The organism is Thauera carbonicopians, assembly GCF_025699485.1.
Classification (GTDB): domain Bacteria; phylum Pseudomonadota; class Gammaproteobacteria; order Burkholderiales; family Rhodocyclaceae; genus Thauera.
On the sequence record NZ_JANUXN010000009.1, the window covers coordinates 90,088 to 103,817 of the forward strand.

Consider the following 13,730-nt stretch of genomic DNA (forward strand, 5'->3'; position numbering starts at 1 on the left):
GTGACGCATGGCCGCAGCATGCGATTCCACCCGCGCCCAAGCCTGATGCGAGAGCCTATAATCGGCGCTCCGGCTTCAAGGATTCGCACAATGCAATCGATCACCCTGGTTCGTCCCGATGACTGGCATCTCCACGTGCGCGACGATGCGGCGCTCGCCGCCGTGGTTCCGCATACGGCCGAGCGCTTCGGCCGGGCGCTGATCATGCCGAACCTGAAGCCGCCGGTGACGACCACCGAGCAGGCCCTGGCCTATCGCGAGCGCATCCTCGCCGCAGCGTCCGGCACGCGCTTCGATCCGCTGATGAGCCTGTACCTGACCGACAACCTGCCGCCCGACGAGATCGACCGCGCCGTCGCGTCCGGCCATGTCGTCGCCGCCAAGCTCTATCCGGCCGGCGCCACGACCAACTCCGACGCCGGCGTGACCGCGGTCGACAAGATCTATCCGGTGCTCGAGCGCATGGAAAAGCGCGGCCTGGTGCTGTGCGTGCATGGCGAGGCGACCGGCGCCGACGTCGATGTGTTCGACCGCGAACGGGTTTTCATCGAGCGCACGCTGTCGCCGCTGGTGCGGCGCTTCCCGGGGCTGAAGATCGTCTTCGAGCACATCACCACCGCCGAGGCGGCGCAGTTCGTGCGTGCGGCGGGCAGCCACGTCGCCGCCACCGTCACCGCGCACCACCTGCTGCTCAATCGCAACGCCATCTTCCAGGGCGGCATCCGTCCGCACCACTACTGCCTGCCGGTGCTCAAGCGCGAATCCCACCGCGAGGCGCTGCTCGCGGCCGTCACTTCGGGCAGCGCGCGCTTCTTCCTCGGCACCGATTCGGCGCCGCATGCGCGCAGCGCCAAGGAAAACGCCTGTGGCTGCGCGGGCTGCTATACCGCCCACGCCGGCATCGAGCTTTATGCCGAAGCGTTCGATGCGGTCGGCGCGCTCGACAAGCTGGAGGCCTTCGCCAGCCTCAACGGCCCGGCCTTCTACGGCCTGCCGGCCAATGCCGACACCATCACGCTGCAGCGCGAGGACTGGGCGGTGCCGGCGTCCTACCCCTATCTCGGCGAAGATCCGCTGGTGCCGCTGCGCGCCGGCGAGACGATCGCGTGGAAACTGCTTGCCTGAGGGAGCATTCATGGTGACGCGTATCGCCCGATTCGGCCGAGCGCTGGCTGTGCTCGGCGTGCTGCCGGTGCTGGCGGCTTGCGAGAACAGCGCGACCGCCTACATGATCGACGGCAAGGATCATGCGCTGATCCTGGTGCGGGAGCAGAAATTCTTCTGGGACGACGAGCTCAAGCAGGCGGTGATCGCCTCGCGCCTGCCCAAGTGCCAGAAGCGCGTGTCCATCCACCCGGGTTCGACCACGCTGGTCGAGATGCGGGTGTATGAGGCGGGCGACCAGTTGTGGGCGCTGCAGCAGGGGCCGCGCTGGTATCTCGCCAGCACCGAAGTGTGCCGGGTGCAGGACTGGGACAACGCCGACGGCAAGCCGCCGGGTCCCTGGGTCGGCAGTTTCGTGCTCAAGGACGGCGCACCGGCTTTCGTTGCCGCGCCGGCCGGCCAGGACTGAAGACCCGGCGTATAATCCGCCGCGGGAAGTTCGCCAGGCAGTCGCTGCGCACCTCGTCGTGCGTGGAGGAAAGTCCGGGCCCCGCAGAGCAGGATGCCGGCTAACGGCCGGGCGCCGTGAGGCGACGGAAAGTGCAACAGAGAACAGACCGCCGATGGCGCATGCCGGGGAGCTTGCTCTTCGACGGCGCACAGGCAAGGGTGAAACGGTGCCATGGCCCGCGCAAGCGGGCTGCGGGCCGATGCGAAAGCGTCGGCGGGTAAGAGCCCACCGCAGGACTGGCAACAGGACTGGCACGGCAAACCCCATCCGGGGCAAGGCCAAATAGGGGAGCATCGGCGTGGCTCGCGTCGCTCCCGGGTAGGCTGCTAGAGCGCCATGGCAACGTGGCGCCCAGAGGAATGACTGCCCGACGCCACCGGCTTGCCGGCGGCGTTCGACAGAACCCGGCTTATCGGCGAACTTCCCTTTCCCTTTTTTCCTTTCGTTCCCCGATTCGGGCAGGCACGGCCACGGCTCGAATACAAGCTCCGCCATTCATGGCGGAGTCGGCGAGGCGAGCGTCCCTGGAACCGAAGGCTCCACAGGCTCGTGGCGAGGAAGCCCTGGCCTGACTCAGATGCCTGGCAGGCAGCGTCGCCGCAGCGCCTGCCTCTTTCTCGCTCGCGGGCGTGTCCGCAGGGCCCGTCCGGCCTTTGCCGCGGACGTTCTTCCCCACTTTCTCCCACTTGTCCCCGGTCCGGGCACGAGTTCACCCGTTTTCGCATGTCGATACATGATCTTCCTTGATTTTTCAGGGTTTATCCGATCTTTGTGGATGCGGCATAAGTCATTGTGTCACAAAGAAATTCCTGATCCGTCAGCTTGACCGGGTAGAGCCTTTCCACTAAAGTGGGGTTAAGTGGAAAAAAGTGGGGAAAAGTGTCGATCAGACGCTGCCCCAATCCAGTCAGGGGGGTCAATGTTCCAGGGAGCCGCTGCGCTCAATCTCGATGCCAAGGGTCGCCTCGCGATCCCTGCCCGGCATCGTGATGCCCTGGCCGTCGAAAACGGCCAGGTGGTGCTGACCGCCCATCCCCATGGCTGCCTGCTCGTCTACCCGGTGCCCGCCTGGGTGCCGATTCGCGACACGGTGCTGGCCGCGCCCGGCCTGGATCCGACTTCCGCCATGCTCAAACGCCTGCTCGTGGGCTTCGCCCAGGAGGAATCCCTCGATGCCGCCGGCCGCGTGCTGGTGGCGCCGTCGCTGCGCCAGTTCGCCAAGCTCGACAAGCAGGTCTGGCTGGTGGGCCAGGGCAGCCACTTCGAACTGTGGTCCGACGAAGGCTGGCAGAAGCAGCAGGAAGCCATGCTGGCGCTGATGAACGCGGGCCTGCCGCCCGGCTTCGAGAGTCTGGCGCTGTGAGTACCGCGATGCCTGCCGCCGAAGCGCCTGCTGTTGTTCACGTCACCGTGCTGCTGAAAGAGGCGGTCGATGCGCTCGACGTCAAGCCGGGCGGGGTGTACGTCGACGGCACTTTCGGCCGTGGCGGACATAGCCGCGCCGTGCTCGAACGTCTCGGGCCGGAGGGGCGGCTGATCGCCTTCGACCGCGATCCGGCGGCGATCGCGGCGGGCCGGGCACTGGGCGATGCGCGGCTGACGCTGGTGCATGAGGCTTTCAGCTCGCTGGACGAAGTGCTGGACGAGCTGGGTGTGGTGCAGGTGGATGGGGTGTTGCTGGATCTCGGGGTGTCTTCACCCCAGCTCGACGAGGCGGCGCGAGGCATGAGCTTTCGCTTCGATGCGCCGCTGGACATGCGTATGGATACCAGCCGCGGGCAGACCGTGGCGGACTGGCTGGCGGAAGCGTCCGTCGGCCGGATGACGGAGGTGATCAGGGATTATGGCGAGGAACGGTTTGCTCATGCGATTGCAAAGGCGATTGCAACTGCTCGGACAGGGGGGGCTGTTGCAACCACTGGACAACTTGCCGCGATCGTGGAAAAAGCGGTCCGTACACGCGAGCCGGGGCAGCACCCGGCGACACGCACCTTCCAGGCTCTACGGATTTTCATCAATCAGGAGCTCGAGGAGCTGACGCGCGTGCTGCCGGCCTGCGTGAACCGTCTCGGTACGGGCGGCCGGCTGGTGGTGATCAGCTTCCATTCCCTCGAAGACCGCATCGTCAAGCGTTTCATGCGTGACGAATCCCGTCCGCCGGTGCTGCCGGCCCGGCTGCCGATCCGTGCCGCCGAGCTGCCGCCGCCCCGCCTGCGCCTGGTCGGCAGGGCGCTGCGGCCGGTTGCCGCGGAAGTGGCGGCCAATCCCCGTTCGCGCAGCGCGGTGATGCGGGTGGCCGAACGCGCCGGGGGCGAAGCATGAAGATGCGCTTCGATGCCGTGCTGGTGGCGCTGACGGTGGCGAGTGCGCTGGGGGTGATCTCCGCCCAGCACCAGGCTCGCAAGCTGTATGCCGAGTTCGAGCGCGAGCAGGCGCGGGCGCACAGTCTCGAAGTGGAATGGGGTCAATTGCAACTTGAACAAAGCACCTGGGCCGCGCATGCCCGGGTGGAAAAGCTCGCGCGGGAAAGGCTGGGCATGCGCCCGCCCGTGCCGGGCCAGGTCCTGGTGGTGGAGCCGTCATCATGAAGAAGAGCCAACGTGCGGTCACCTTCAATCACAACCCCTTGCTCAAGCGCGAGCTGCCGATGTGGCGCCCGCGCTTTCTGCTGCTCGCGCTGCTGGCGGGATCGATGACGCTGGCCGGGCGCGCCCTGTATCTGCAAGGCGTCAATAACGATTTCCTCCAGGCCAAGGGCGAGTCGCGCTACGCGCGCACGATCGAGATTCCGGCCACGCGTGGCCGCATCACCGACCGCCACGGCGACATGCTGGCGGTCAGCACGCCGGTGCGCTCGGTGTGGGCGATGCCAGCCGATGCCAAGCTCGAGCCCGCGCAGGCGCGCGAACTGGCGCGGATGCTGGAAATGGACGTGCGCGAGCTCAACGAGAAGCTCGCCAGCCAGCGTGATTTCGTCTACCTGAAGCGCCAGTTGTCGCCGGAAGCAGCCCAGCGCATCGCCGATCTCGAGCTGCCCGGCATCCACCAGCAGCGCGAGTTCCGCCGCTACTACCCGGGCGGCGAGGTGATGGCGCACATTCTCGGTTTCACCAACGTCGAGGACCGCGGCCAGGAAGGCATCGAACTGGCCTTCGACAAGCAGCTCGCCGGTGAGCCCGGCCTGCGCCGCGTGATCAAGGACCGCCGTGGCCAGATCATCGAAGGCGCCGAGGCCGTCCGCCCACCGCGCGAAGGCGAGGAGGTGGCGCTGTCGATCGACGGCAAGATCCAGTACCTCGCCTGGTCGGCGCTGCGCGACACGATGAAGGAGCACAAGGCCAAGGCGGGCGCGGCGGTGGTCATCGATTCGCGCAGCGGCGAGATCCTCGCGATGGTGAATGCGCCGACCTTCAACCCCAACAACCGCCGCAACCTGACCGGCGAGCAGTTGCGCAACCGGGTGTTCACCGACAGCTTCGAGCCGGGCTCGGTGATGAAGCCCTTCGTCGCCGGGCTCGCGCTCGATCGCGGCAAGGTCAGGCCGACGACGATGATCGACGCGACCGCCGGCCGCATGACCATCGGCACGGCGACGATTTCGGATTCGCATCGCCACGACAAGCCGATGACCGTCGCCGAAGTGATCCAGAAATCCTCCAACATCGGCACGGTCAAGCTTGCCCAGCATTTCACGCCGACCGAGATGTGGCAGCTGTTCGACGACCTGGGCTTCGGCAAGCCGCTCAATCTCGGCTTCCCGGGCGAAAGCGGCGGACGGCTGCGCCCGGCCAAGAGCTGGAAGCCGATCGAGCAGGCGACGATGTCCTACGGCCACGGCATTTCGGTCAGCCTGATCCAGATGGCGCGCGCCTATCTCGCCTTCGCGCGCGATGGCGAACTCGTGCCGCTGTCGCTGACCCGTCTCGAAGGCACGCCCAGCAATGGACGGCGGATCTTCTCGGTCGAGACTGCCCGGGTGATGCGCACGATGCTCGAGTCGGTGACCCAGACCGGCGGTACCGCGACCAAGGCCCAGGTGGCCGGCTACCGTGTCGCCGGCAAGACCGGTACTGCGCTGAAGATCGAGAACGGCCGCTACGTCAAGCGCTACATCGCCTCCTTCGTCGGTTTCGCACCGGTGTCGAACCCACGCCTCGTCGTTGCCGTGATGATCGACGAGCCGGGTGCCGGCAGCTACTACGCTGGCACCGTGGTCGGGCCGCTGTTCTCGCGCATCATGGAAGGCTCGCTGCGCTCGCTGGGCGTGGCGCCGGACGCACCGCTGACGCCGCTGCATCTTGCCCGCCGGCAGAGCGAAGAAGGCGAAGCCGCCACCGGTGCGGTGCGGGAGAGCATGTAAATGGGCAAGGTCGCGTCGATCCTGGCCTGCCTGCGTGCGGCGGGCGTGCAGCCTGCCGGCATCACCGCCGACTCGCGCAAGCTCGGCGTCGGCGAGGTGTTCGCGGCATGGCCGGGTTTTCGTACCGATGGCCGCCGCTACCTGGCTTCGGCGATCGAGGGGGGGGCCGCGGCCGTGCTGTGGGAAAGCGTCGATGGTTTCAACCCGGGGCACTTGCCGGTGCCGTCGCTGCCGGTCGAAGGTCTGCGCGAGCTTGCCGGACATCTCGCCCACGAGATCTACGGCCATCCGTCCGAGCAGCTCTGGCTGGCGGGAGTGACCGGGACCAACGGCAAGACCACGGTGAGCCAGATGCTCGCTGCCGCGCTGCAGGGCCTGGGAACGCGCTGCGGCATCGTCGGCACCCTCGGCAACGGCTTTCCGGGGGAATTGGAGAGCGCGCTCAACACCACGCCCGACGCGCTGGAACTGCATCGGCTGCTGGCCGGCTTCGTTGCGGCCGGCGCGGGCGCGGCAGTGATGGAAGTGTCGTCGATCGGCCTCGACCAGGGCAGGGTGAACGGCGCCTGCTTCGACGCGGTGATCTTCACCAACCTGAGCCGCGACCACCTCGATTACCACGGTTCGATGGAAGTCTATGGCGACGCGAAGGCCCGCCTGTTCGCGCTCGGCAGCAGCGCGACCGCGATCATCAACATCGACGATCCGTTCGGGCTGATGCTGGCGCGGCGCCTGGCCGGCGAAGGCCGCGAGGTGATCGCCTGCACGCTGTACCAGGCCAATGTCGATGCCGTACCCGGTGCGCGCGTGCTGTTCGCCGACCGGCTGCAGTCGTCCGCCACCGGCTTCCGCTTCGCGCTGCAGTGGGACGGGCGCACTGCGGACGTCCAGGTGCGCGTGGTCGGGCATTTCAACGTCTCCAACCTGTTGCTGGTCGCCGCGGCCCTGCTCGTCCACGGTCTTCCGTTCGACGAACTGGCTCCCCATCTGGCGCGCCTGCAGCCGCCGGAAGGACGCATGCAACTGGTGGGCGGCGTCTGCGAACCGCTGATCGTGATCGACTATGCGCATACCCCGGATGCGCTCGCCCAGGTGCTCGAATCCCTGCGGCCGACGGTGAGGTCGCGCCAGGGCAGGCTGGTCTGCGTGTTCGGCTGCGGCGGTGACCGCGACCCCGGCAAGCGGCCGCTGATGGGCGAGGTGGCACGCCAGTTGGCCGATCGCGTCATCGTCACCAGCGACAATCCGCGCACCGAGGACCCGCAGAAGATCCTCGAAGCGGTTGCGGCCGGGGCAGGGCCGGCGGCCGAGCACATCGTCGATCGTGCCCGGGCGATCGGCTTCGCCGTTGCCGAGGCGGCAGCGGACGACGTCGTGGTGATCGCCGGCAAGGGCCACGAGCCTTACCAGGAAATCCACGGCCGGCGCCTGCCGTTCTCCGATCTCGAACAGGCCGATCTCGCCCTGCGCGCCTGGCATGCCCGAGGTGCGCAGCGATGATGAGCCTGCAGGACGCGGCCCGCGCACTCGCCGCACACGGCGCGCACGCCACCGCTACGGTGCGCTTCGGCAGCGTCGGCTCCGACAGCCGGGCGCTGGTGCCGGGCCAGCTGTTCGTCGCCCTGCGCGGCGAGCGTTTCGACGGCCATGCTTTCGTCGGCACCGCGGCCGAGGCCGGCGCCGCGGCGGCGCTGGTGGATGCGCGCTGGTTCGCCGAAAACCCCGCACCGGTGCTGCCGGTGGTGGTGGTCGACGACACCCGGCGCGCGCTCGGCACGCTGGCCGCGGCCTGGCGCGCGCGCTTCGCGCTGCCGCTGGTCGGCATCACCGGCAGCAACGGCAAGACCACGGTCAAGGAAATGTGCGCCGCCATCCTGCGCGCCCAGGCCCGCCGCGAAGGCTTCGGCGACGAGTCGGTGCTGGCGACGCAGGGCAATCTGAACAACGACATCGGCCTGCCGCTGAGCCTGCTCGGCCTGCGCGATTTCCACCGCGCCGCGGTGATCGAGATGGGCATGAACCAGCCAGGCGAGATCGCCTATCTCACCGGCCTGGCGCAGCCGACGGTGGCGATCGTCAATAACGCCCAGCGGGCGCACCTGCAGGGCATGGGCACGCTGGACGAAGTCGCGCAGGAGAAGGGCGCGATCTACGGCGGGCTCGGCGCAGCCGGCGCTGCCGTGATCAATGCCGACGATCCGCATGCGGACGGCTGGCGCCGTCTCAACGACGGGCGCCGGATTGTGACATTCGGTATCGACCGCGCTGCCGACGTGCGCGGACAAGCTAGCCTTCGCGGCCTCGGCTCGCGGGTGGAACTCGACACGCCGCAGGGCCGCATCGAATTCGCGCTGCAGGTGCCCGGCCTGCACAACGTGCGCAACGCCGTCGGCGCCGCCGCGGCCTGCCTGGCGGCGGGGGCGACGCTCGAAGCGGTGGCCGAAGGTCTGGCTGCCTTCGCCGGCAGCCGCGGCCGCCTGCAGCGGCGCGAGGGCGTGAACGGCGCGGTGATCCTGGACGATTCCTACAACGCCAATCCCGACTCCGTGCGTGCCGGGATCGACGTGCTGGCGGCGATGCCGGGCCATACCTGGCTGGTGCTGGGCGACATGGGCGAAGTGGGTGAAACCAGCGCCCAGGTGCACGACGAGATCGGCGGCTACGCCAAGAGCAAGGGCATCGACGGCCTGTTCGCACTGGGCGACATGACGGCGGTGGCGGTGCGCAATTTCGGCGAGGGCGGGCGTCACTTCAACTCGCCCGAGGCGCTGGCCCGGGCGCTGTCGGCGCGGCTCGATGCGGACTCGGTGGTGTTGGTGAAAGGCTCGCGCTTCATGCGCATGGAAAGAGTGGCGGATGCGCTTGCGGCAGTGCACAATTCCGCCCCTTCGAACGGAACCGGCTCCTGACATGCTGTTGGAAATCGCACTCTGGCTCAGCCAGGACATTCGTGGCTTCAACGTCTTCGGCTACATCACGCTGAGGACGGTGCTGGCCGCGCTGACCGCGCTGGCGATCTCGCTGATCGCCGGCCCCGGCGTCATCCGCTGGCTGGCGGCCAAGAAGATCGGCCAGGCGGTGCGCGACGACGGTCCCAAGTCGCACCTGACCAAGGCCGGCACGCCGACCATGGGCGGCGCGCTGATCCTGATCTCGATCGGCATCACCGTGCTGCTGTGGGGCGACCTGAAGAACGACTACGTGTGGGTGACGCTGTTCGTCACCCTCGGCTTCGGCGCCGTCGGCTGGGTGGATGACTGGCGCAAGGTCGTGCACCGTGACCCGAAGGGGCTGGCGAGCCGCTGGAAGTATTTGTGGACTTCGGCGATCGCGCTGGCGGCGGCGATCTACCTCGGCCTCAGCGCCGACACGCCGGCGCAGACCGAACTGATCGTGCCCTTCTTCAAGGCCGTGGCTTATCCGCTGGGCATCTTCGGCTTCATCGCGCTGACCTATTTCGTCATCAACGGCACCAGCCACGCGGTCAACCTGACCGACGGTCTCGACGGCCTGGCGATCATGCCGACGGTGATGGTGGCCGGCGCGCTCGCCATCTTCGCCTACGTCGCCGGCCACGCCGGCTTCTCGAACTACCTCGGCGTGCCCTACATCGCCGGCGCCGGCGAGCTGGCGGTGTTCTGCGGCGCGATCTGCGGCGCCGGGCTCGGCTTCCTGTGGTTCAACGCCTACCCGGCGGAAGTCTTCATGGGCGACGTCGGCGCGCTGGCGCTGGGCGCGGCGCTGGGCACCATCGCCGTCATCGTGCGCCAGGAAATCGTGCTCTTCATCATGGGCGGGCTGTTCGTCGCCGAGACCCTGTCGGTGATGGTGCAGGTGCTGTACTTCAAGGCCAGCGGCGGCAAGCGCATCTTCCGCATGGCGCCGCTGCACCACCACTACGAGCTGGGCGGCTGGAAGGAAACGCAAGTGGTGGTCCGCTTCTGGATCATCACCATCATGCTGGTGCTGTTCGGATTGTCGACGCTGAAACTGAGATGAGCGAGCTGACGGGCAAACACGTTCTGGTGCTCGGGCTCGGCGAATCGGGCCTGGCGATGGCGCGCTGGTGCGCACTGCGCGGCGCGCGCCTGCGCGTCGCCGACAGCCGTGCCGTGCCGCCCGGCCTGGACGCGCTGCACGAGGACGCGCCGCTGGCCGAAATCGTCAGCGGCAGCTTCGGCGCCGAAGTGCTCGATGGCATCGATCTCGTCGCCCTCAGCCCCGGGCTGGATCCGCGCACCGGCGTCGCCGCCGAAGCCTATCGCCGCGGCCTGCCCGTCACCGGCGAGATGAGCCTGTTGGCGCAGGCGTTGGCCGAACTCGGCGTGCGCGAGCGCAGCCGCATCCTCGCCATCACCGGCACCAACGGCAAGACCACCACCACCGCGCTGACCGCCGCGCTGGCGCAGTCGGTCGGCGTCGACGCGGTCGCCGCCGGCAACATCAGCCCGGCTGCGCTCGACGTGCTGATGGAGCGCCTCGAGCTGGGCATCGAGCTGCCCGCCTGCTGGGTGCTGGAACTGTCCAGCTTCCAGCTCGAGACCCTCGACGGCTTGGATGCCGAGGCGGCGACGGTGCTGAACGTCAGCGACGACCACCTCGACCGCTATGCCGACGTCGAGGCCTATGCCGCGACCAAGGCCGCGGTCTTCCGGGGACAGGGCGTGCAGGTGCTGAACCGCCAGGATGCGCGCGTCGCGGCGATGGTCCTGCCGGGCCGCCGGGTGATCCGCTTCGGCGTCGACATGCCCGGCGCCGAGACGGATTACGGCATCGCCTGCCACGACGGCGCCGACTGGCTGGTGCGCGGCGGCCAGCCGCTGCTGGCGGTGGCCGAACTGCCGCTGGCCGGGCGCCACAACGCCGCCAACGCGCTGGCCGCGCTGGCGCTGTGCGAAGCCGGGCTGGGCATGGCACCCGTGCAACTGATTGCCGGCCTGCGCGCCTTCTGCGGCCTGCCGCACCGCGTCGAACTTGTCGCCGAGCGCGCCGACGGCGTGCGCTTCTACGACGACTCCAAAGGCACCAACGTCGGTGCGACGGTCGCCGCGCTGGACGGCTTCGACCGTCCGGTGGTGCTGATCGCCGGTGGCGACGGCAAGGGCCAGGATTTCTCGCCGCTCGCACCCGCGGTCGCCGGCAGGGCGCGAGCGGTGCTGCTGATCGGCCGCGATGCGGCGCGCATCGAAGCTGCGCTGGCCGGCGCCGGCGTACCGCTGGAGCATGCGGCCGATCTGGATGCCGCGGTCGGCCGCGCCGCCGAACTGGCGCAGCAAGGGGATGCGGTGCTGCTGTCTCCCGCCTGCGCCAGCTTCGACATGTTCCGCGGTTATGCCCATCGCGCCGAAGTGTTCATTGCCGCGGTGCGGCGCCTGCCGGAGGTCGATGCGCGATGAAGCTCGGTTCCAGCCTGACGAACATGTTCGCCACCGTCTCGGGCAAGTCCGCAGCACCGAGGGCGGGCGATCGCTTCGCGCGCGGCGGCAGCTTCATGCGCGAACTCGATCCGCTGCTGATCTGGTCGGCCGTCGGCCTGCTGCTGCTCGGACTGGTGATGGTGTATTCGGCTTCGATCGCGATCGCCGAAGGCAGCCGTTTCACCAACTACCAGCCTTATTACTTCGTCGCGCGCCACGCGGTGTTCATGGCCATCGGCGTCGGCTGCGGGCTGCTCGCCTTCCAGCTGCCGATGGCGCGCTGGCAGCAACTGGCGATGCCCTTGTTCGTCGCCGGCGTGGTGCTGCTGATCGTGGTGCTGATTCCGGGCGTGGGGCGCGAAGTCAATGGCGCGCAGCGCTGGCTGTCGCTCGGGCCGGTCAACCTGCAGCCGTCGGAGCTGATGAAGATCTTCGCCGCGCTGTATGCCGCCGACTACACGGTGCGCAAGCTCGACGCCATGAGCAGCTTCAAGCGCGGCTTCCTGCCGATGATGGCGGTGATCCTGTTCGTCGGCTTCCTGCTGCTGCGCGAGCCGGACTTCGGCGCCTTCGTCGTCATCACCACGATCGCCTTCGGCGTGCTCTTCCTCGGCGGCGTCAATGGCCGGGTGTTCGCGCTGCTGGCGATCGCCGCGGTGATCGGTTTCGTCACCCTGATCCTGATTTCGCCCTACCGCCTGGAACGCGTGCTCGGCTTCATGGACCCGTGGAAGGATGCCTTCGGCAAGGGCTACCAGCTGTCGCATGCGCTGATCGCCTTCGGCCGCGGCGAATGGTTCGGCGTCGGCCTGGGCGCGAGCGTGGAGAAGCTGTTCTACCTGCCCGAGGCGCATACCGATTTCCTGCTCGCGGTCATCGCCGAGGAACTCGGCTTCGTCGGCATCATCGCGGTCATCGCCATGTTCGCGCTGCTGGTGCAGCGCGCCTTCGTGATCGGCCGCGAGGCGATCCGGCTCGAACGCTACTTCGCCGGCCTGGTGGCCCAGGGCATCGGCCTGTGGATCGGCGTGCAGTCCTTCATCAACATGGGCGTCAACATGGGCCTGCTGCCGACCAAGGGCCTGACCCTGCCGCTGATGAGCTTCGGCGGCTCGAGCATCGTCGCCAACTGCATCGCGCTGGCGATCCTGCTGCGCTGCGACTGGGAAGTGCGGCAACTGAAGCGCGGGGTCCAGCCATGAAGACGCTGATGGTCATGGCCGGCGGCACCGGCGGCCACATCTTCCCCGGCATCGCGGTGGCCGAAGCCCTGCGCGCGCACGGCTGGCGCATCGTCTGGATGGGCAACCCGGACGGCATGGAAGCCCGCATCGTGCCGGCGCGCGGCTACGACACCGCCTGGGTGCGCTTCGGCGCGCTGCGCGGCAAGGGCCTGGTGCGCAAGCTGATGCTGCCGCTGAACCTGCTGTCGGGCTTCTGGCAGGCGCTGCGCGCGCTGCGCCGCAGCCGGCCCGACGTGGTGCTGGGCATGGGCGGCTACATCACCTTCCCGGGCGGCATGATGGCGGCGCTGCTCGGCCGTCCGCTGGTGCTGCACGAGCAGAACTCGGTGGCGGGGCTGGCCAACCGCGTGCTCGCCGGCGTCGCCGAGCGGGTGCTGACGGGCTTCCCCGAGGTGCTGAAGAAAGGCCGCTGGGTCGGCAATCCGGTGCGTGCGGAGATCGCCGCCGTGGCGCCGCCGGGCGAGCGCTTCGCCGGCCGCGAAGGTCCGCTGAAGCTGCTCGTCGTCGGCGGCAGCCTCGGCGCGGCGGCGCTCAACGACGCGGTGCCGGCGGCGCTCGCCCGCCTGCCGGCCGACGGCCGGCCGCAGGTGCTGCACCAGGCGGGCGAGAAGCAGATCGAGGCCTTGCGCACCGCCTATGCGCGCGCGCAGGTGGAGGGCGAGCTGCGTCCCTTCATCGATGACATGGCGAGCGCCTACGCGCAGGCCGATCTGGTGATCTGCCGCGCCGGCGCGCTGACGGTGTCCGAACTCGCCGCGGTGGGAGCGGCCAGCCTGCTGGTGCCTTTCCCGCACGCGGTGGACGACCACCAGACCGGCAACGCCCGCTTCCTCGCCGATCGTGGCGCGGCCTATCTGCTGCCGCAAACCGAACTCAACGCCGAACGGCTGGCCGGCATCCTCGCCAGCATCGACCGCCCGCGCCTGCTGCAGATGGCGGAGAACGCCCGTGCCCTGGCCCGCCCGCAGGCGGCTGCCGAAGTGGCGCGTGTCTGCGAGGAGCTGGCCGGCGGAGACAAAACATGAAGCACAAGCTCAGGAATATCCATTTCGCCGGAGTGTCGGCTCGCGACGCCAAGGCCTTGTTCGGGGCGC

Annotated in this window: 12 protein-coding genes and 1 other RNA gene; all 13 read left to right on the forward strand. The window is 68.7% G+C overall.

All coding sequences use genetic code 11. From position 1 onward, the window contains the following. Positions 1 to 90 precede the first annotated feature (90 nt). The 13 genes from pyrC (at position 91) to murG (ending at position 13,661) form a co-directional block, all read left to right on the forward strand. On the forward strand, positions 91 to 1,125 hold the full coding sequence (pyrC, locus tag NX068_RS13000; RefSeq protein WP_263461688.1) for a dihydroorotase: 1,035 nt from the start codon (positions 91 to 93) through the stop codon (positions 1,123 to 1,125). A gap of 10 nt (positions 1,126 to 1,135) precedes the next feature. Further along, the gene (locus tag NX068_RS13005) at positions 1,136 to 1,573 is read left to right on the forward strand and encodes a hypothetical protein (protein WP_263461689.1); all 438 of its coding nucleotides are present in this window, start codon (positions 1,136 to 1,138) and stop codon (positions 1,571 to 1,573) included. A gap of 25 nt (positions 1,574 to 1,598) precedes the next feature. After that, positions 1,599 to 2,043: RNase P RNA component class A (rnpB, locus tag NX068_RS13010), an RNA gene on the forward strand. A 491-nt stretch (positions 2,044 to 2,534) separates the two neighbouring features. Beyond that, positions 2,535 to 2,978 (forward strand): division/cell wall cluster transcriptional repressor MraZ, encoded by a 444-nt coding sequence (mraZ, locus tag NX068_RS13015; protein WP_068636004.1) that lies wholly within the window; start codon positions 2,535 to 2,537, stop codon positions 2,976 to 2,978. An 8-nt stretch (positions 2,979 to 2,986) separates the two neighbouring features. Next, complete coding sequence (rsmH, locus tag NX068_RS13020) at positions 2,987 to 3,937, forward strand: 16S rRNA (cytosine(1402)-N(4))-methyltransferase RsmH (protein WP_263461690.1); 951 nt, start codon at positions 2,987 to 2,989, stop codon at positions 3,935 to 3,937. Next, positions 3,934 to 4,203 (forward strand): cell division protein FtsL, encoded by a 270-nt coding sequence (gene ftsL / locus NX068_RS13025; protein ID WP_263461691.1) that lies wholly within the window; start codon positions 3,934 to 3,936, stop codon positions 4,201 to 4,203. The genes rsmH and ftsL overlap by 4 nt, the downstream gene beginning before the upstream one ends. Next, on the forward strand, positions 4,200 to 5,975 hold the full coding sequence (locus NX068_RS13030; RefSeq protein ID WP_263461692.1) for a peptidoglycan D,D-transpeptidase FtsI family protein: 1,776 nt from the start codon (positions 4,200 to 4,202) through the stop codon (positions 5,973 to 5,975). The genes ftsL and NX068_RS13030 overlap by 4 nt, the downstream gene beginning before the upstream one ends. Continuing rightward, positions 5,976 to 7,475 (forward strand): UDP-N-acetylmuramoyl-L-alanyl-D-glutamate--2,6-diaminopimelate ligase, encoded by a 1,500-nt coding sequence (locus NX068_RS13035; protein ID WP_263461693.1) that lies wholly within the window; start codon positions 5,976 to 5,978, stop codon positions 7,473 to 7,475. Then, positions 7,472 to 8,884 carry a UDP-N-acetylmuramoyl-tripeptide--D-alanyl-D-alanine ligase gene (locus NX068_RS13040; protein ID WP_263461694.1) on the forward strand — a complete coding sequence of 471 codons (1,413 nt, stop codon included), beginning with the start codon at positions 7,472 to 7,474 and terminating at the stop codon, positions 8,882 to 8,884. The genes NX068_RS13035 and NX068_RS13040 overlap by 4 nt, the downstream gene beginning before the upstream one ends. Before the next feature lies 1 nt (position 8,885). Beyond that, on the forward strand, positions 8,886 to 9,974 hold the full coding sequence (gene mraY / locus NX068_RS13045; protein WP_263461695.1) for a phospho-N-acetylmuramoyl-pentapeptide-transferase: 1,089 nt from the start codon (positions 8,886 to 8,888) through the stop codon (positions 9,972 to 9,974). Further along, positions 9,971 to 11,371, forward strand: coding sequence for a UDP-N-acetylmuramoyl-L-alanine--D-glutamate ligase (gene murD / locus NX068_RS13050; protein ID WP_263461696.1), 1,401 nt, complete (start codon positions 9,971 to 9,973; stop codon positions 11,369 to 11,371). The genes mraY and murD overlap by 4 nt, the downstream gene beginning before the upstream one ends. Further along, entirely contained in the window at positions 11,368 to 12,594 is a 1,227-nt protein-coding gene (gene ftsW / locus NX068_RS13055) for a putative lipid II flippase FtsW (RefSeq protein WP_263461697.1), read from the forward strand. Before murD ends, ftsW begins: the two co-directional genes overlap by 4 nt. Continuing rightward, positions 12,591 to 13,661 (forward strand): undecaprenyldiphospho-muramoylpentapeptide beta-N-acetylglucosaminyltransferase, encoded by a 1,071-nt coding sequence (murG, locus tag NX068_RS13060; protein ID WP_263461698.1) that lies wholly within the window; start codon positions 12,591 to 12,593, stop codon positions 13,659 to 13,661. Before ftsW ends, murG begins: the two co-directional genes overlap by 4 nt. The last annotated feature ends 69 nt before the right edge of the window (positions 13,662 to 13,730 follow it).